Source organism: Bradyrhizobium sp. SPXBL-02, from assembly GCF_051853065.1.
Taxonomy (GTDB): Bacteria; Pseudomonadota; Alphaproteobacteria; order Rhizobiales; family Xanthobacteraceae; genus Bradyrhizobium.
Window position 1 is genome coordinate 2,837,147 of the sequence record NZ_CP182474.1, and the last position, 18,266, is coordinate 2,855,412.

Genomic DNA, 18,266 nt, shown 5'->3' on the forward strand with positions numbered 1-18,266 from the left:
ATAGTCATGCTTGGGTATCTTCTTCCTCTTCTCGTGAAAGTTCGCGGACGATTTCCTTCGATCTATCATTTCCTCGTCCGCATCGCGAAACGTTTCATGGGCGTAACCTTCGGTGTCTACCCTCGCCCCCTCGCCAACGAGGTGGCCGCCGTTACTGAAATCCTGCGTAGCTCACAATGGAACATGGCCTACGGACGGGGGCTCGCTCACGAACGCCTCGAGGCCGACTTTAGTGAAGCCGTCGGCACTCGGCACGCAGTAGCTGTCGGGAGCGGAGGGGTAGCGATACAAATGTCGCTCCGCGCGCTCGGACTCAAGCCGGGCGACGAGGCGATCCACCAGATCGACACATGCTCGGCCACAGCGATGGCGGTCATGAATGCTGGTGTAACGCCGGTCTTTGCGGACATTTCTGAGGAGACATTTATGCTCGATTGCGGTGATCTCCGAAGCCGCATAGGTCCGCAAACGAAAGCTTTGATTGCTACCCATATGTGGGGAAATCCAGAGAACATTGCAATGCTGCGCTCGCTGGCGCGCGAGCGAGGGCTTGTACTCTTAGAAGATGCCTGTCTCGGGCTGGGCGCGGTCGCGGATGGAGCTCCCGCTGGCTCGCAAGGAGATGTTGGAGTCTTTTCGTTCGGTTGCATTAAGCCGATTCAGACAGGAGAGGGGGGGATGATCGTGACAAACGACGAAGCGCTCGCGAGGGAGCTACGGTCGTTGCGTCACTGGGGCGACCGCACAATCGAATTCGGTGTTCGCGATACCACTCAATTGGCTTGGAACGGCCGCATGTCCGAAATTCTTGCTGGCGTCGCCCGCGAACAGTTGCGAGGGTTTCCAAAGCACTTGGCGGACCTCCGGGAAACGGTTGAGGAATTCAAGCATGTGCTGGCGAATCTTCCTGGGCTAACGCTAGTCCTCGGAGCGGAAAAAGAAATTTCTCACTGTGCGTTCACCCAGGTTGTGCTCCGCCTCGACGAGGCGGCATTTGGAGCCGAAAAGAAGACACTCATGGACGAGTTAACCAAGAACGGAGTTCCAAATTGGCATGCGAATTTCGAGCCAATCAACACTCTTTCCTTCTTTAGGTTCGGCGGGTGGCGGGACTGGATATTGCGAGGTGATGTTGACCGTATTGAGAAGAATAATTCTGGCCCGTTTCCGGCAGCAGAACGCGTTTATGCCAAATCAGGCATCGGCTTGGCGAAATCCAACTTTCTATCAGTAGGTAACAAGAAGCATTTGGCGTCCGTACTTCGAACCCTACGCAACAAGAGGAAGCATTGATCAAGCTTGGCGTAGTCGCTCTTTCAAAGCCCGAATTGGGGGGGACGTACCAATATACACTTTCCACGCTCGAGGCGCTTCGATACCTCCGCGAGTTCGAGATAACAATCTACGGTGACCCTTCCAATGGTGACTACGCTCGTTTGGGTTATCCCGTAAGGCGATTCACAGAGAAGCGCCTGGACCAGCTGGCGCGTCTATCTGCATTCATGCTCGGCGTCAGACTTGCTGATCCTTTTCCCGATGAGGACGTTATTCTTTCGCCGATCTATTCCTTGGCTCTGTTACAGACTAGGAAACCGTTCGTCTACACCTTGCACGACGTGCAAGAATACCATTTTCCAGGGTACTTCTCGTGGGGGCAGCGAGTTTGGCGTCACTATGTCCACGCCGCCCTCTCCAGCCGCGCAACCCGAATAATCTGCGAAGCGAGTCACGTGAGGGACGATATTGTCCGATTTTTCGACGTCCCTCGTGACCGTATTGAAGTGGTAGTAGCCCCACCACTTGCGCGGCTGAGGGCCGCAATGGCGCGCTCTGAGTTGGAGGAGGCACGCGTCCGGCTCCATTTGCCTGATCGCTTTGTCTTCTACCCAGCCCAATTTTGGCGCCACAAGAATCATGCTCGCCTAATTGATGCTTTCAAGCTGGTGACTTCAGTCGCCCCAGAGTTGAAACTTGTACTGACGGGCAACAAGGGAGAAGAGTACGTTTCGGTTTTACGCCAAATCGAGGCGACGGGACTAAAGCAGGCAATCTTACATCTCGGCTATATTGGCCAAAACGATTTACAGGCGGTTTATCAACTTGCGACCGCTCTTATCATGCCTTCGCTGTATGAGAGCGTTAGTATCCCAATCTTTGAAGCCTTTCAGTTGGGGACGCCGGTAGCTGCTGCGAACATCCTCTCTTTGCCTGACCAAGTGGGAGATGCCGGTCTCTTGTTCGATCCGCTATCAATTAATGCAATAGCAAACAGCATCTCAGCAATCGCAACAAACACTCATCTTGCGGACTCACTGAGAGTTCGAGGTCAGAATCGGATTCGTGCGATGTCACCCGATCGGTATGGCAAGCAATTGGAGGCAGTACTTCAACGAGTGTACGACGAGCGCTAATCGGCTGGTGAATCACCTTGCGCGCCATTTTCGCGCGGGCTGGTTGTGTTCCGTCCATTCCTCTCAGAACACAACTAAGTGTCAACACCTCAATCAATTGCCTTGAATGGAGGTCGTGGCATGACATACCAAAGTAAGAATAAAACGACGGCGCCGTTCGTTATCATTAGAACGGAGAGCGGCACATTGAGGAAGGTCTGCGTTACGATCCCGCTGGACAAGATTACAAATCGGGGAGGAAGGCCCTCGGAGACTCGATTTCCGATCGACAGAATAAGTCCGCCTAAGAACACGCTTGCCGGCGCCAGAGCGCTGCCGACGGAGGCGATTCCTTCAGTGGCGAGCAGGGATGCGTTCATGTTGCCGACCGGATAATTCCTCGCGATCACGAGCGAAAGTTGTTCATTGTAGGGACAACCCACCATACGCTTCATCCAGGACATCTGGCAGAACTGCGTAAGCTCATGTCGGGAAAAGAAGTCATTATAGACGTCGATTGCGATCGATGGAAACGCAATCATCCGGAAGTTGATCGTGCCGAAGTAGTTCAGGTAGAGCGACCGAGGCACCAGTCCGTGCTCGGACAGCATCGTCATGCCAATACCCAGCGCGACCGGCCCGAGCAGCGATACGATGACTGCAAACCGCGGCTCAAGACGGGTAGCGATTAACCAGAGGAAGCACAGCCAGGCCGGCGCAAACAGAGCCGTCTTCGTGAGGGTGACTGGGTAGAAGGCGACGAGGAGAAGCAGTATTGCCATAGCAGCAAGGCGAGCTCGCATCTCGATGCAGCAGGCAAAGGCGAACGGCAGCAACGCACCTAACGCCATTCCTATCGCATATTGAAGCGCGATTGGAAATCTCAATTCATCGCGGAATTCATAGATGTCTGCGAGTCCCACCAGTTTGAAGTTGAAGAAAGCGCCTATTGCGACGATCGCGAGGCTTGTAGCGGCAATCGCTACGATCAGCCGTCGAAGGCCTTTCACCGAGATCGTCTGTATTGGATTGATCGGAAGTTTGAGAAAAAGGGTGGGAACCAGAAAGGCCGCAGCAGAGGCTATCGCTGAAATAGCCGGGAGCGTATGATCGTATGGCAATTCCGAAAAAGGTATGAGGAAAACGTAACCCAGTGTAATGGTGAAAAGATAGAATGAAAGTAAATAGCCAAAACTGAATCGTGCGAAGGCCATCATGCATGCCAGTGCGGCAACGGGAAGCGCGAGGAGCACTGCTTCGCCAATGTGCGAGGCGCTCCAGGTGAAAAGACGTAGATACCCGTATAGCTGCAGGACCATAGCGAGCGAGATGCCGCAGACGAGCGTGTGAGCTGCAAGAAATGCAAGTATCAATCTTGATCCTGGGTTCTTGAAAATATCAGAGAATTGCATCGTTCCGGCTCTCGGAGGGCATGGCTTCGGCATCTTGCAGTGCGGCGCGCGGAGTAACGCACCACAGGAGAAACAGGATGGCGGCGCCATTGGTTACCAGCGCGACTGTGAACGGCACATTCAGGAAAATATGAAGCTGCAATCCGCCCGACACCAGCACGAAGCGTTCAGGGAGTTCGGCGGAAGCGCGGTTAGCTAGGCTGATCACAAGCCCGCATAAGAGGGCCGTGACAGGCGCGAACAGTGGGCCGACTGATGCGATGCCTTCGGTCGCAAACAGCGACGCATTGAAAAATCCCAGGTGATAGCTGTCCTGCATGTAGACGGAAAGCTGTTCCGTATACGGGCACGATGCGATCAGCTTGATCAGGCCGATCTGGCAAAAGCGCGTGGGCTCGTGAGTCGAGAAAAAATCGTTGTAGAAGTCGAGGGCACTCGCGGGCATTCCGATCATTCGAAAATTGACCGTGCCAAAATAGACAAGGAACGGATACTCCGCCAGCAGACCAAGATTGTAAGCAAGCACCAGCAGAAGTCCGACCGACACTGGCAACAGCAACGAGAGAATGATCGCCTTTCGAGACTCGAAATAGATCGACAGCAGCGTGAGAAACAGCAGCCACCCTGGCGCAAGCAGCGCAAGCTTCGTCAGCGTGATCGGATAAAACAGGCCAAGGAGCAGCAGGCTGAGCGCGGCATAGCCGTACCTTTTGAGCTGATAGAAGCTGGCATACGCAAACGGCAACAGAGCTCCACAGACGATGCCTATGGCGTACAGGAGAGGTCTTGGAAGCACGATCTGCTCGCGAAATTCATAAATGTGGAGCGGACTGACGAATTGCCTGTTAAAGGCGGCTCCAATCGCCAGGACAACTATCGATATGGCCAAAATGACCCATAGGAGCTTGTGGAATCGCTCAGTCGTCAATTTCAGTCGGGAAGGAAAGGCCGGAACGTTCAGGAACAATGCCGGGATGAGAAACGCGGCGCCGGAAACAAAGGCCGAAATTGCCGATATGCGATGATCGTAATGAAACGTCGAGAATTCGACAAGCCAAAGATAGTTCAGGATGAGCGTGAAGAGATAGAAGCCGAGTGCATACCCGAAGCTGAAGCGCTGCCTTACGAATACGACTGATAGCAAGGCAAACGGAGCGGCGGTGGCGGCTGCGGCCAGGACGTGGGGAAGACTATTCTCAGCCAGCGGCAAAAGACGCCGATAGTACTCACCCACGAAAATCAGCGATACCCAGGAAGCCAGGACATGACACACCATGAGGATGACCAGCGGGGATCGGAGGCCCGACAGCGACGGCACTGAAACAACGGCTGTTTTCATTTGTGAGGTTCGGTCCCGCGGAGTGTCGCGCGCTCAGTATCATGTAAGGCGGGGTGTGGCCACAGAGGCCATGCCAGTCTGTGGCCGGTTGCTGGCCTGGAGTTCCTGCTCCGCTTGTCGAAGCGCATTATTGGCTTGATTGATAACGGAATTTTCGAATATAGGCTTTGGCTGCACAGCGCTGTCGGGATTGAGTGTTTCGTGTGGCAGTGCCGATCGTGAGGATGATTTGAATGATCAGATTTGGCCTGCTCGGTTGCGGACGCATCTCAAAGCGTCACTCGGAGCTGTTGGGTAATGGTCAAATTGAGGGGGCGCGCCTCGTCGCGGTCTGCGACAAGGTCAAGGCCCGCGCCGATACTGTCGCCACAAAGTTTGCAGTTCCCTCCTATGACGACCTGAATGAGTTTCTCGCACGCTCCGACATGGACGCCGTCGCGGTCCTGACGCCCAGCGGCATGCACCCCGAACACGCCATTGCCTGCGCGCGCGCGGGCAAGCATGTCGTGGTCGAGAAACCGATGGCGCTGCGGCTCCAGGATGCCGACGACATGATCCGCGCCTGCGACGAAGCCGGCGTAAAGCTTTTTGTCGTGAAACAGAACCGCTTCAACGTTCCAGTGGTGAAGGCGCGCGAGGCGCTGGAGGCCGGTAGATTTGGCCGGCTGATCCTCGGTACCGTACGCGTGCGCTGGTGCCGCGACCAGGCCTACTACGATCAGGATGCATGGCGTGGCACCTGGGCCTATGACGGCGGCGTGCTGACGAATCAGGCCAGTCACCACATCGACATGCTGGAGTGGTTCTTCGGCGACGTGGTGAGTGTCCATGCGCGGGCAACCACGGCTCTCGTGAAGGTGGAGACCGAAGATACCGCGGTGGCGACGCTGAAATTCCGCAACGGTGCCCTCGGCATCATCGAAGCGACCACGGCGGTCCGGCCAAAGGATCTCGAAGGCTCGCTGTCGATCCTCGGCGAAAAGGGCACGGTCGAGATCGCGGGCTTTGCGGTCAATCAGATCAGGCACTGGAATTTCGTCGACGCGCTGCCAAGCGATCAGGTCGTCGTCGAGAAATTCTCGGTCAACCCGCCCAACGTCTACGGCTTCGGCCACCAGGCGTACTACCAGCACGTGGTCGATTGCCTCCTGAATCAGCGCGCTGCGTTGGTCGACGGCCTGCAAGGCCGCAAGAGCCTGGAGCTGATTTCCGCTCTCTACGAATCGATCGAGACCGGGCAGGAAGTTGCGCTTCGCTTCGAGCCGCGGCGGAGCAAACTCGGAGTGCTCTCGTGAGCGGCAAGCCGCAAGTTCACCAGGTTGGCGTGCGCGACGTCAAATTCGGTGACCGCGTCAAAATGGTCGAGCCCTGCAATCTCTATGGCTGCGAGATCGCGGACGACTGTTTCATCGGGCCTTTCACCGAGATACAGGCTGGCGTTGTCGTCGGGGCGCGCACCCGCGTGCAATCGCACGTGTTCATCTGCGAGCTTGTGTCGATCGGAGAAGATTGCTTCGTCGGGCACGGGGTGATGTTCATCAACGACACATTTGCAACCGGTGGGCCTGCGCGCGGGCGTCGGGAATTGTGGCGCTCGACGAAGATCGGCAATCGGGTTTCGATCGGTTCGAACGCCACGATCATGCCGGTCTCCATCGCCGACGACGTCGTGATTGGAGCCGGGTCAGTGGTCACGAAAGACATCGCCGAGTCCGGCAGCTATGCCGGAAATCCCGCCCGCCGCCTCAAGAGCAAGAGCTAGGGAATAGCAATCATGCCAGTGCCTTACGCGGACCTCGGACTCCAGTATCAGTCGATCAAGGACGAGATCGATGGTGCCATCGCCGCGGTCATCCGCGACAGCGCGTTCATTCGCGGGCCTTATGTCGACGCCTTTGAGCGCGAGTTTGCTGCTGCCGCGAGCGTCAAACATTGCGTATCCTGTGCAAACGGCACCGACGCGCTCTACCTTGCGATGGCGGCACTGAAGGTCAAGCCGGGCGACGAGGTCATTACGACCGCGCATTCCTGGATATCGACGTCCGCGATGATCACGCATGCAGGCGCGCAGGTCGTGTTCTGCGACACCGACAGTGAGACCTTCACGATCGACCCCGCGGCGATCGAAGCGGCGATCACGCCGCGGACCGTCGGCATTATCCCGGTGCACCTGTTCGGCCAGCCGGCCGACATGGACGCGATCATGGCCATCGCGGGCAAGCACGGCCTCTGGGTCATCGAGGACTGCGCCCAGGCCCATCTGGCGCGGTACAAGGATCAGCCGGTCGGGACGTTCGGGGCGGCCGCAACCTATTCATTCTATCCGGGCAAGAATCTGGGCGCGTTCGGCGACGCCGGCGCTGTTGTGACCGGTGATGCCGCGCTCGCCGAGCACATGACCATGTTGGCTCGCCACGGCGGTCTGGTGAAGCACAGGCACCTGATCGAAGGCATCAACAGCCGGCTCGACGGAATGCAGGCGGCGATCCTGTCCGCCAAGCTGAAGCATCTGCAAGCCTGGACCAAGGCGCGTCAGGATGCTGCGGCAATCTACGATGCCGGTCTCAATCAGCTCGACGGCGTGGAGGTGCCCCGCGTCGCGCCTGGTCGAACACATGTCTACCATCTCTACACGATCAAGCATCGCAAGCGCGATGCGCTCGCGGCGCATCTGAACGAGAACGGGGTGCAGACGGGGATCAACTATCCGACGGCCTTGCCGTTGCTTCCCGCTTATGCGCGACTTGGACACAAGCCCGAACAGTTTCCGAGGGCTTTTGACAATCAGAACAAGATCCTCTCGCTGCCGATGTTTGCGGAAATCACGCGCGAGCAGCAGGACGAAGTCATCAGGCTGATCAAGAACTTCTAGACTCTATCCTCCAGCAGGCGCTTCATGATTTCCCGGTAGCGCAACGTCGAGGCTTGCTCACTGTAGTTCAGCGCGGCGACAGCCGCCTTGCGGCCTCGCTCAAGCGTCGCCGCGCGGTCAGATGCTGCCTCGGAGATTGCCTGCGCCAACTTGATGGGGTCCTCGGGGGGCACGACCCACCCAATGTCCTCCTCCGTCACAGCAAGTCCGGCCTCCGAATTCGGCTCCGTTCCGACGATGACGGCTCGCCCGACCGCGAGAAGGTTGTAGAGGCGGCTTGGGATTGAGACGCCGGCGACGTTGCGCCGGTAGGGAATGATCCAGGCGTCGGCCGCCGCCAGAAATTCGGCAAGCTGCTCCTCGGGTACGGGATCGAGCAGGGTCACGTTAGCCAGATTGTCCGAGGCCTGAAGGGCCTTCAGCTCGTTCCAGCCGACGCCCCAACCGGAGAGGACAAAGTGGACGTGCTTCTTATGTTGCAGATGCCGTGCGGCGTCGAATACGGTGCGAGGCGCATGCGTAAAGCCGAGATTACCGCAAAGACCGACGATGAATGGCGCGGAATAGGGTTTCCTGAAATCGCTGCCATGATCGGGATGGCGGAAGCCGATCGGTAGCAATGTCCAGTTGGGCACGAAATGGATGTTGTCTGCGCGCACTCGCGGATAGCGCAGCAGCAGCGGCGGCACGTCGCGGCCGATCACGAAGATCGCGTTCAGGGAGCTGAACAGCCAGCCGTTAGCAATGCGCAAGGCGCGCGTGATGAAGGACGTTTGACGGGCCATGCCGGCGGCCAGCAGAGCCTCCGGATAGAGATCGTAGATAAGGAGCGCGGTCTTGGCCCCGCGCAACCTTGCGGCAAGTGTGATCGCGTAGGGCAGGGTGAAGGGGCTCGTGACCGACATAACGACGTCACCTGCCGTTGCGCGTCTGTAGACGGCCCAGAACAAGCGTATCGCCAGCACGCAGCTTGCGATGAAGCGCCTCACGAGCGCCTGCTTAGGCGGCCTCCAGTTTGCGATCTCGATGACCTCGGGCGTGTCCTTGCCGGATTTCGGCTTGGTGGAGCCCGGCGTCCCAGAGAGGACGACCGTCCGCATGTCGAGCGCGATCGCATCGGCGATCGCGCCGAGATAGATCGCCGTCGTGCTTGGGTCCGGCGGATAGAATTCCGTCGCGAGAATGAAGCTGGGACCTTTCGCCACGTTGTTATCCGATCGCCAAAAGCGGCAAGACGAAGCCCCGGAGGTTTCCGCCCAGAAAGGTGTCGCCCGGGAGCCCCGCGGCGTCCGCGGCTTCGACGTCCGACGGCCTGTCACAGACCAGGAAGCTCCAACTCGTCTCGACGGGCAACCTGCTCAGAAGGTCGATGATCATGCCGCGCTGCGGCTTGCGGCGTTCGCTGACGCACCGGTAACATTTAATAGGGCCGTCGAAATGAAACGGCCAATACTCGAAAGCATTGATATGCACACCCCGGGCCGCCGGTTCACGTGGCATCCAATCGTGTAGCCGATGGATGTCAGTCTCCTCCGGGCGCAGCGCCTGGTCGATTGCTGCGCTCTTTCTGTCTGGGGGCATTCTGCTCGAGTTTGTGTCTCTTAAGATGGCTGCGAAACCGCCGCCCGGCCCAATCGCTCTGTGTGCTCAGTATCACGATTATGTTCCAGGTCCAATCCGTCTCCGCGCCGCCGTTAACCCCGGTTTCCACCCGTGTCCCGGGTTGACCCGCCCGAGGCGATATGGCCAAGAAGAGGCAAGGGCATGCGCTTCGCCCGGCGTTCTGTGTGCATCCATTTCTTTCAAATACTGCGGGAACAAAGTCGGCCATGACTCAACGTGTTGCTCTGATCACCGGCGTGACCGGCCAGGACGGCGCCTATCTGGCCGAATACCTGCTGTCGCTCGGCTACATCGTGCACGGCATCAAACGGCGCTCGTCCTCATTCAATACCGCGCGGGTCGATCACCTCTATCAGGACCCTCATGTCGGCAGCGTGCCGTTCCTGATGCACTATGGTGATATGACGGACTCGACCAATCTGATCCGTCTGGTGCAGAACATCAGGCCGACCGAGATCTACAATCTCGCCGCGCAGAGCCATGTTGCGGTCAGCTTCGAGAGTCCTGAATATACCGCGAACGCGGATGCGATTGGCGTGCTGCGGCTTCTGGAGGCGATTCGCATCCTCGGCATGGAGAAGGAGACGCGGTTCTACCAAGCCTCGACCTCCGAGCTTTATGGCCTTGTGCAGGAGATTCCACAGAAGGAGACAACGCCGTTCTACCCGCGCTCGCCTTATGGCGTGGCCAAGCTCTATGGTTACTGGATCACGGTGAACTACCGCGAAGCCTACGGCATGTTCGCGTCCAACGGCATCCTGTTCAACCACGAGAGCCCGATCCGCGGCGAGACGTTCGTGACTCGCAAGATCACCCGCGGCGTCGCCCGCATCGAGGTCGGTCTCGAGGATACGCTCTATCTCGGCAATCTCTCGGCCAAGCGCGACTGGGGGCACGCGCGCGACTATGTCGAGGGCATGCACATGATCCTTCAAGCCGACAAGCCTGACGATTTCGTGCTCTCCACCGGCGAGACGCGCTCGGTGCGGGAGATGGTCGAACTTGCGTTCGCGCAGGTCGGCCGCCGTATCGAATGGCGGGGCGAGGGAATCGAGGAGACAGGCGTCGATGCAGCGAGCGGCAAGACCGTCGTCAGGATCGATCCGACCTACTTCCGACCGACCGAGGTCGATCTTCTCATCGGCGACGCCAGTAAGGCGCATCAGGTGCTCGGCTGGAAGCCGAAGCGGAGCTTCGCTCAGCTCGTCGAGGAGATGGTGGCGAGCGACCTTGCCGAGGCGAAACGGGACACAGCCCATGGCAAGCGCGCCATTTGAGCTGAAGGGCAAAAATGTTTACGTCGCCGGCCATCGCGGCATGGTCGGTAGCGCGCTCGTGCGTCGGCTCCAACGGGAGGACGTGAGGCTCGTCACGGTGGACCGGCACGAGGTCGACCTCCGCAACCAGACGGCCGTGTTCGGCTGGTTCGCGCAGATGCGGCCGCAGGTGATCTTCCTCGCCGCCGCCAAGGTCGGCGGCATCGTCGCAAACGATACGCTGAGGGCCGAGTTCATCTACGACAACATTACGATCGCCGCAAACGTGATTCACGCCGCGCATCACAATGGTGCGGAGAAGCTGATGTTTCTCGGCTCGTCCTGCATCTATCCGAAGCTGGCGCCTCAGCCGCTCCGGGAAGACTACGTGCTCTCGGGGCCGCTGGAGCCGACCAACGAACCCTATGCGATCGCCAAGATCGCCGGCATCAAGATGGTGGAGGCCTATCGCAGCCAATACGGTTGTGATTTCATCAGCGTGATGCCGACCAATCTCTACGGTCCCGGCGACAATTATCACCCTGAAATGAGTCACGTGGTCGCCGCGTTGATCCGGCGCTTCCACGACGCGAAGCTCTCGGGCGCGACGAACGTCGTGGTGTGGGGCACCGGCACGCCCCGGCGCGAGTTCCTCTATGTCGACGACATGGCCGATGCCTGCGTGCACCTGATGAAGACGTATTCCGGCGCCGAACTGGTCAACATCGGCACCGGAGAGGACATCACGATCGCCGACTTCGCGCGCCTCGTGGCCGAAACCGTCGGATACAGCGGCGGGATCAGTTTCGACACCTCGCGTCCCGACGGTACGCCGCGCAAGCTGCTCGACGTCACCCGGCTGGCTGAACTCGGCTGGCATGCCGCGGTCTCGCTAGAACAAGGCTTAGGGCTAGCTTATGAGGACTATAAGTCGTTGGGGGCTTCCGCCGGCTTATGACTTCGACAAGAGTTCTGGGCATATGGAACTTAGCCACGAATAGACGGTTTGAACAAAGATCGCGACCCCACCGATCTCCATTGAGCTGAATTCACTAGCTTATCTAAGAAATCTAAAGGTCGTACCAACGCGAATGTAGTCTATCTGCAAAGGCCTAGGCGCACATTGCACGTGAAGAGGCAACTTAAAGAGTTCCGGCGAATGCGGATGATTTGCTTGGAGCAAGCGCAGGCCGCCTCGACGGAGCTTGAAAGAAATGCTTTTCTGGAAATCGCGGAACAATATAGAATGGCTGTTGAGACCAGCGCGTTCCTTGCAGCCGCTAGGCGTCCAAGTGGTGCGATGAACGGGGTGGGGGGCATGGAATCAGATCTTCAAGCGCGCTCCCGACGGTTCTCTGAGGAATTACGCGCCAGGGCCGGTAGCATATTGTTATCCCTCAAGAGCCTCCTCTGGTTAGCCGTTCTAGTTGGCGCCGCATTGTTCATCGCTTTCTACCTTCCTTGGTGAGCTGCTGGCACGATCTTTCTCTCAAGAAGCGTCACCGCGTCACGGTCATTGTGCCCCCAAACGCGTTGAGCTCTCTCACTAGAGACAACCGCCGCGCCTTGGGTCCATTGAGCAGTGCTTTAGCGAGCGGACCTCTCGGGTCTGCTGACGGCGTGTTGGTCGAAGCCATGGGCTTGAAGAGGCGCGTCAATCTGGGCTGCAGTTTTTCCATACTTTCGCTAATCCACTGCATTCTGAACAATGTAGAACAATAGTTGGAAGTGGCGACGAGTTGCCTGTTCAATCAACGCGGTGAAGCGTCATCTCGACCGCCTTTGTGCGGTAGGTGTTCAGAAGCCTATGCCGCAGTATCCGGTAGCGCTGCGTCTCCGAGGAGAGCTCGGCCATGTTGATAGCCAGCAGGCATTCAGAGGCGGATTGCGGATCAGCGTAGCGGAAGATTGCAGACTGAAGTGCGCGATAGTGATCAACGTCTCGCCTGGCAATAGTTAAGGTGGAGGGCACAGCGCCGCGAATTGTGACGGCGATGCGCTCGACAGCTGCGATTTGAGGTGGGCTGATAGCACCATTCATTGATCTTGCGCCTCAGATTGCGGGCGCAAAGATCGGCAACGGCGAAATTTGCGGGGGTCCACCACCCTCTTTCGTTTCCATGCCTATGCAGAGATTGACGATGCGATCGGCGCAACGGACGGGGAACTCGTCGCTGACTTTGCGTCCTAAAGGCCCCGTTTGAGAAAATTTGAGGTGACGCGCATTAGCGGGGCCCTTCTGGCAACTAGGCAATCTTGGCTGGGACTGAAGGCAAGGCGATCCTTGCTTCGTCGACGGGGTGGCTCCTTTGGGAACGCGAGGCCGACCTACGGGGGAGGGGCTGTTGGCACGAAAATGTCGCCGGATGCCCCCGAGGGAGATTTCGATCGAGAGCACCGCATTGCGATGAGCCACATGTTGCACTGCAGCTGAGCTCGAGCGCTGATATCACTTCCGGTTCAAAACCTCAGTGACCGCCCCGAGCTGAACGATCAAATTGTCTGAGGATCCTCAGGCTCTGCTTCGCACCGCTTTTCACGCCAAGTCGGATGAGGCTCTCCTGGTCATCCCCACGATGATGCGGGGTCGCCGATGAAATGGCGGCGGTCGTTCGCGTGTAAACTAACGACATGATTCGGCGCGTCTGCGCCATTCGTTTGAACCGGTGTCCCCGGTATCTGCTACGCAAGAACAAGCGGCTGAACATGCCGCACTGCCCCCCGCGTCCGACCCGCGTCCGCGAGGCGAGATACTGGCGCGATAATCAGAGTTGGCGCCCGGCCGACTCAGTAACGGTCTAATTGCAGGAGAATGCCAGTGATTTCTACAGCAACATTGTTGCTCGTGCGACGGGCATGGTTCTTGTTCTCACGCGCTTAAAGCAAGGACGAGGGAGGCTGACCAGTAACAAAGCGACAAAACGAAGCCAATTTTGCGCATTGAGGGCAAATAGGATGCAGAAGGCGCGGGGCAGACAAGGATGTTTTCCAACCGCGGGATCTGTTGAAATGAAGGAGGGATTGTCGGAAGATCGGGAGGATCCTTTCCCTCGTGGCCAGTGAGCTTTGAAGCGTCCGGCAGTCTTTTTTGATCGCGATGGCGTCCTCAACGAGGACGACCGCTATGCTTTTGATCCGGACAAGCTCCGGTGGGTGGAAGGAGCCAAACAAGCCGTAAAGGCAGTCAACGACGCCGGGTATTTTGCTTTTGTCGTAACGAACCAATCAGGAATTGCGCGGGGCTATTATGAGGAGCGGCATGTTCGCAATTTGCACGAATGGATGTCGCGTGAACTTGCTATCGTCGGTGCACATATCGATGCGTTCGAGTTCTGCCCGCACCACCCCGATGGGCTGATTGAGCGATACCGTATCCTCTGCAACTGTCGCAAGCCGCAGCCCGGGATGATTAGAGCTCTGCTCGGGCGCTACCCAGTGGATATCGATGATAGCTTCATGGTCGGGGACAAGCAGACTGATCTTGCTGCGGCGCAGGCAGCTGGCATCGCAGCCTATCTCTTCAATGGGTCTAACCTCCATACTTTTATCGCTCCGCTGTTAACAGCTTGGTCCCATGATCCTCCGCATCAACCACTGTCGCATCGTGGCGGCGCGGGAACGGAGGATTGATGCTGTCGATTTGCGATCAGAAGTTCGGTCGATTGCGAGCTAGCAAAACCGAGGAGGGAAGCTGGCTTCCAATCAACAGAAACCCCATCGCGCAAACACAGCGAAGAGTAGCGGCCCGCAAACAAGTGCTGAAAAAGCAATACCGAGCCGCAACGCTCATCGGCTTGGTTTATCTGGTTGGGACGATTCCGATGGTTCTGGTTTCGCCGGCTTCGATGCAGTTGCGGAGGAGTTCTGATCGCTTCAAGATCTTATGAGAAGGCCCCTCTCTCGCGGCAGCGGGAAGGATTCAAACGCATCTAGCGGAACAATGGATGAGACCTCAAGCTGGGCTGGTATTGAAGCAGGAATTCAACAGTCGGGCTCAAGCCGGAGAACATCGTCGCGTTTGGACGGGTAGATGCATCACTGCTATCATTTAGTTCGAAGACTTGGAGGCGGCATGAACGACATCTTTCCTCTGCTGGCGGTGGCCATCACCATCGGCCTTTTCCTGCTGTACGCGATAGTGCGGCCGAACCTGCCTCGATCCCGGTCCGCCGATGAGCTTCCTCGCTGGCCCGATTCAAGTTTGAGATAAGCGACTGAGCTACTTGGGTCAGCATTTTTGGTTGGCGGCTTGCTCGATACCAGGCGTCTGGCGGTCGACGACCTGCAGCGTGCCGAAAACCCGAAATGGAACTTGCATCGTCGGGCAAAACAGTGGTTCATAGGGTGCTGGTCCAGTCGTAAATGGAGTCCAGCCAATGGCCGGGCAACGCAAGGTTTGCTCCGATCTGCCGGAAGTAGCTAAGCTTAACGGAGAATTCCGAAGGAATTACGGAAAGATCCTCGGAGCTTTCCTGTATCTGCGCTCAATCAGCGCCGCCCGTGGGCGTTCCTGGTTTTGGACCGCCTTGCTTTCGGCCGCTTGCTCGACGGCACTGGCGTGGCTCGGAAAGCGGGGAATGCTGCTGTAAGCTGCCGGCTATCGCTTCCCAAACAAGGCTAGGCCCGGAGGAACCGAAGGGCTCTCTCTGCTCGCGCCATGGAGCGGAGTGGACGCTGCAACTTACCCCCAAGGCGTTCAATTTCTTCGCGGGTTTTGCGAGATCTCGCTGCAACAGCAGAGGCTTAAGCTCTCAAGGAGCGCCTAAACCATGCCGCCAAAGTCGATGCCTTCCTTGGCAAGCTCCTCGGCTTCCTCGGCGGAGGACGCGGGCTTCGTGTCAAGGTAGGGATGCTCAGAGGCCGGCAGGATGGTGCGGATGTTTTGACCGTCCGTCCGCGTGATGCGGGCAACCCAGCGTTTATGGCCATGCTCAAATCGCTGGATGTGATACTGTTTGTACGTAATCATGGATCTCAAACGCAACTGACGCTGACACAGGCCCTGTCTATATGACCCTGCGCCACCATACAACAGGTCTTAAAGCCAAGTTAATATCGAGAGTCTAAATTGGCGCCTCGCGTTGATCTTCATAGAAAAACCCTTCGGCCTCGAGAGCCAGCGGGGAATTAACTGAGATTGTGACTAGTTTCGTAGTCGCCCCTCAGCATAGCGCAGCGGCTCGCCCGCGTTCACGGGAATGCTGCCCGTTTTTTGCACAGTCTGCGGCTCGAGACGGACGTTGGCGTTAGAGCAGGCTATAGTTGAGATACCCACCCGCAGCCAGCCCCTGCAACGCCGTTCTTTTCGACACTGGCGTGATCTCTGTTTCGCATTTGCCAACGGAGGTCGGGCATGGCTCAAGTCGCCTCAATCCTTGCCAGGTTGCTGGTCGAAACGACACCTCGAGAAAGCACGACAAAGCTAGTTGCGATCACGGCTCATGGAGGCGAAGTCACGCGCGGCAAGCTCCAGCTCAAGCTCAGTGATCCGCTCGAAAATGCGCGCAGCGATCCTCTCCGACTCCTGGACGGTCAGTGACCGGATGCCCACGGACGTAAGTTCGTCTCTTAGGATTTTCGCGACAATCGACCTAACGCTCATAATAGCACATCCTAAACGCGTGCATCAAAGCTTACCCCGGGCGTGGGCACAAGGTCCCAAAATGCGGTTGGTCGGACCTCAGCGTCGTCGGTGGATCTTTCTGGACTTGGATGGCATCGCTTTCGCCCGCCCACGCTGCCGCGTCGGGGGCGTCTGGGTAGTAGGATCCGCTTTTGTCAATCGCCTCGTGATGGCTTGGACGAGGCCCTTGGCGGTCTTGAAGCGCGCAATTCCTCGCCGCGCTCGCGCCGCCTCGGAAAAGCGGATCGTGCGTTTCACTTTGCCATCGGTCGGCAACAACACGTAGTCGAGCACTGTCTTGTTGTGCTCGGCTAGGCGGATGGCGGCAATCCAGCCGCCAGGGAGGCATGCCTCGCGCTCGATGCTCCAGTGCGGTGCATGGGTTGGCTTTTGCGGCGGTGTCCAACGGGCAGCCCTCACGGAAAGGCAGGCCGACCCGTTCACGCGCAGGCAATGGCTCCAGCCGCCTGAACTGATGCGTCCGCCTGCCGCCTTGATCGCAGCAGCGACCTGTTCGACGAGCTTTGCCCTCAGCTCGGACCAGACAGGGCGGGCGTCGAGAAATTCGTAGTTTCGCTTCGGGCTATAGCCGAGCAATCGATACAGATTTCGAAAATTGCCAAAATGAGTCTGGCAGGTCGCGGAGCAGGGCAGTCCCGGAGTTCGATCGATAATGGTCGGCGTCAAGCGGCCCTCTTTAAGAAGAGTTTTGCGCAGCCGAACCAGCATCTCATCCTCAGAAAGATCAACGCGCCGGTTCTCTATAATGCTTCTAGCGGTGAAGAAGATCTCGCGATCAATGATGGGCTCGATGCAGTCCTTGCATCTGATCCATTGGTCAGGCGGATTCCTCACCGCGGCCTGTCGGAGCTTTTGGGACTTCCGGTTGAAGATGAGGTTTCCGATGTAGCTCTCGTTTCTGAGAACAGTGCCAACCGCGGCGCGGGTCCATGGCACGCCGGTACTCGTGACGAGCCCTTTTTGGTTGAGCTCCCAAGCGATCACTGTCTCCGACTTAACCTCCAAGAACCTTTCGAAAATCCACTTTACGACCGCGATCTCCATGGGGGCACCCGGTCGAATGCGGATGTGGTCGGTCAGAAGGTACTTCCGTTCCCCCTGTTTCATCACTCGTCTCGTCTGCATCTTTTCGTCGACGAGCTCCCGCACGAGTGCGTAGCCGGCACGTCCACAAGGTTTGTAGCCGAGCCGCGCGAAGCGGCACTGACCGGCGTAGACCTTCGCTGACAGCTCGCGGCTGTACTCGGCGGCCATCACGCGCTTGATGTTCTTGACGATGCTCGCCAGCATGCTCCCATCGTTCTCGAATTGCTCAGCGCAATAAGCGACCTTGATGCCAGCGCGCCGACAAACGAACTCGTAATGCGCGCTTTCATCGACGTCCTGGAAACGGCCCCATCGGCTTACGTCGTAGACCAGGAGATGACCAAAGTCGGCCTGGCTGCTCTCGACATCCTCCAGCAATTGGAGGAGCCCAGTCCTGTTCTTGATGAGCAACCCGCTCTCGCCTTCGTCCTTGTAGGTTCGCACCAGGGTCAAATGATGCGCGTGGGCGTAGGCGGCGATGACGGCCGCCTGATTTTGAATGGAGTACTGCTGCCGGTCGGTTGACATGCGGACATATTGCGCTGCCAGCCCGCTGAGGAGCGATTTTGGCAGATGAGCTTTGTGAACGATGAGCGCATTACTCATTTTCACCTCATCAGCACCCGAGCTACCAGCGCATAGAA

General features: G+C 57.9%; 19 protein-coding genes. 12 read left to right on the top strand and 7 right to left on the bottom strand.

Annotation, left to right across the window (positions count from 1 at the left end):
- Positions 1-6: 6 nt before the first annotated feature.
- Together ACNJYD_RS12870 and ACNJYD_RS12875 are read left to right on the top strand one after the other, a co-directional pair.
- The gene (locus ACNJYD_RS12870; RefSeq protein ID WP_439366563.1) at positions 7-1,293 is read left to right on the top strand and encodes a DegT/DnrJ/EryC1/StrS family aminotransferase; all 1,287 of its coding nucleotides are present in this window, start codon (positions 7-9) and stop codon (positions 1,291-1,293) included.
- Positions 1,290-2,411, top strand: a complete 1,122-nt coding sequence (locus ACNJYD_RS12875) for a glycosyltransferase family 4 protein (protein ID WP_172785364.1) — start codon at positions 1,290-1,292, stop codon at positions 2,409-2,411. Before ACNJYD_RS12870 ends, ACNJYD_RS12875 begins: the two co-directional genes overlap by 4 nt.
- An 89-nt stretch (positions 2,412-2,500) precedes the next feature.
- Here ACNJYD_RS12875 and ACNJYD_RS12880 read toward each other — a convergent pair whose 3' ends face one another.
- On the bottom strand, positions 2,501-3,802 hold the full coding sequence (locus ACNJYD_RS12880; protein ID WP_172785363.1) for a hypothetical protein: 1,302 nt from the start codon (positions 3,800-3,802) through the stop codon (positions 2,501-2,503).
- A complete protein-coding gene (locus ACNJYD_RS12885; protein ID WP_439366564.1) occupies positions 3,789-5,141 on the bottom strand; it encodes a hypothetical protein in 1,353 nt (450 codons plus the stop codon). Before ACNJYD_RS12885 ends, ACNJYD_RS12880 begins: the two co-directional genes overlap by 14 nt.
- A gap of 233 nt (positions 5,142-5,374) precedes the next feature.
- Between ACNJYD_RS12885 and ACNJYD_RS12890 the strand changes: the two genes are divergently transcribed.
- Genes ACNJYD_RS12890 through ACNJYD_RS12900 form a run of 3 tightly spaced genes read left to right on the top strand, consistent with a single transcriptional unit; the run spans position 5,375 to position 8,013 of the window.
- On the top strand, positions 5,375-6,436 hold the full coding sequence (locus tag ACNJYD_RS12890) for a Gfo/Idh/MocA family protein (RefSeq protein ID WP_172785361.1): 1,062 nt from the start codon (positions 5,375-5,377) through the stop codon (positions 6,434-6,436).
- Positions 6,433-6,903, top strand: coding sequence for an acyltransferase (locus ACNJYD_RS12895; protein WP_172785360.1), 471 nt, complete (start codon positions 6,433-6,435; stop codon positions 6,901-6,903). The genes ACNJYD_RS12890 and ACNJYD_RS12895 overlap by 4 nt, the downstream gene beginning before the upstream one ends.
- 12 nt (positions 6,904-6,915) lie before the next feature.
- Positions 6,916-8,013, top strand: a complete 1,098-nt coding sequence (locus ACNJYD_RS12900) for a DegT/DnrJ/EryC1/StrS family aminotransferase (protein WP_439366565.1) — start codon at positions 6,916-6,918, stop codon at positions 8,011-8,013.
- Here ACNJYD_RS12900 and ACNJYD_RS12905 read toward each other — a convergent pair.
- Together ACNJYD_RS12905 and ACNJYD_RS12910 are read right to left on the bottom strand one after the other, a co-directional pair.
- Positions 8,010-9,218: a glycosyltransferase family 4 protein gene (locus tag ACNJYD_RS12905; protein ID WP_172785358.1), complete on the bottom strand. Its 1,209-nt coding sequence runs from the start codon at positions 9,216-9,218 to the stop codon at positions 8,010-8,012. The two genes, ACNJYD_RS12900 and ACNJYD_RS12905, sit on opposite strands and share 4 nt — an antisense overlap.
- A 4-nt stretch (positions 9,219-9,222) precedes the next feature.
- Entirely contained in the window at positions 9,223-9,390 is a 168-nt protein-coding gene (locus tag ACNJYD_RS12910) for a hypothetical protein (RefSeq protein ID WP_439366566.1), read from the bottom strand.
- Between the two features lie 452 nt (positions 9,391-9,842).
- Here ACNJYD_RS12910 and gmd point away from each other — a divergent pair, with 452 nt between their 5' ends.
- Both gmd and fcl read left to right on the top strand, forming a co-directional pair.
- Positions 9,843-10,913: a GDP-mannose 4,6-dehydratase gene (gmd, locus tag ACNJYD_RS12915; protein WP_172785356.1), complete on the top strand. Its 1,071-nt coding sequence runs from the start codon at positions 9,843-9,845 to the stop codon at positions 10,911-10,913.
- Positions 10,894-11,850 (top strand): GDP-L-fucose synthase, encoded by a 957-nt coding sequence (gene fcl, locus ACNJYD_RS12920; RefSeq protein WP_274069397.1) that lies wholly within the window; start codon positions 10,894-10,896, stop codon positions 11,848-11,850. The genes gmd and fcl overlap by 20 nt, the downstream gene beginning before the upstream one ends.
- Before the next feature lie 789 nt (positions 11,851-12,639).
- Here the strand turns inward: fcl and ACNJYD_RS12925 are convergent.
- Positions 12,640-12,933, bottom strand: coding sequence for a hypothetical protein (locus ACNJYD_RS12925; RefSeq protein ID WP_172785355.1), 294 nt, complete (start codon positions 12,931-12,933; stop codon positions 12,640-12,642).
- Positions 12,934-13,958: 1,025 nt separating this feature from the next.
- Here ACNJYD_RS12925 and ACNJYD_RS12930 point away from each other — a divergent pair.
- The 4 genes from ACNJYD_RS12930 to ACNJYD_RS12945 all read left to right on the top strand — a co-directional run bounded on the left by ACNJYD_RS12930 (position 13,959) and on the right by ACNJYD_RS12945 (position 15,481).
- Positions 13,959-14,522, top strand: a complete 564-nt coding sequence (locus ACNJYD_RS12930) for a D-glycero-alpha-D-manno-heptose-1,7-bisphosphate 7-phosphatase (RefSeq protein ID WP_439366567.1) — start codon at positions 13,959-13,961, stop codon at positions 14,520-14,522.
- The gene (locus ACNJYD_RS12935) at positions 14,519-14,779 is read left to right on the top strand and encodes a hypothetical protein (protein ID WP_172785353.1); all 261 of its coding nucleotides are present in this window, start codon (positions 14,519-14,521) and stop codon (positions 14,777-14,779) included. Before ACNJYD_RS12930 ends, ACNJYD_RS12935 begins: the two co-directional genes overlap by 4 nt.
- A gap of 185 nt (positions 14,780-14,964) precedes the next feature.
- Positions 14,965-15,102 carry a hypothetical protein gene (locus tag ACNJYD_RS12940; protein ID WP_172785352.1) on the top strand — a complete coding sequence of 46 codons (138 nt, stop codon included), beginning with the start codon at positions 14,965-14,967 and terminating at the stop codon, positions 15,100-15,102.
- 166 nt (positions 15,103-15,268) lie between these two features.
- On the top strand, positions 15,269-15,481 hold the full coding sequence (locus tag ACNJYD_RS12945; protein ID WP_172785351.1) for a hypothetical protein: 213 nt from the start codon (positions 15,269-15,271) through the stop codon (positions 15,479-15,481).
- 173 nt (positions 15,482-15,654) lie between these two features.
- Here ACNJYD_RS12945 and ACNJYD_RS12950 read toward each other — a convergent pair whose 3' ends face one another.
- Positions 15,655-15,861, bottom strand: a complete 207-nt coding sequence (locus ACNJYD_RS12950) for a hypothetical protein (RefSeq protein WP_172785350.1) — start codon at positions 15,859-15,861, stop codon at positions 15,655-15,657.
- A 384-nt stretch (positions 15,862-16,245) separates the two neighbouring features.
- On the opposite strand from ACNJYD_RS12950, the gene ACNJYD_RS12955 reads away from it, so the two are divergent.
- Entirely contained in the window at positions 16,246-16,431 is a 186-nt protein-coding gene (locus ACNJYD_RS12955) for a hypothetical protein (RefSeq protein WP_172785349.1), read from the top strand.
- A 141-nt stretch (positions 16,432-16,572) separates the two neighbouring features.
- Here ACNJYD_RS12955 and ACNJYD_RS12960 read toward each other — a convergent pair whose 3' ends face one another.
- Positions 16,573-18,228 carry a recombinase family protein gene (locus tag ACNJYD_RS12960; protein WP_439366568.1) on the bottom strand — a complete coding sequence of 552 codons (1,656 nt, stop codon included), beginning with the start codon at positions 18,226-18,228 and terminating at the stop codon, positions 16,573-16,575.
- Positions 18,229-18,266: the final 38 nt, after the last annotated feature.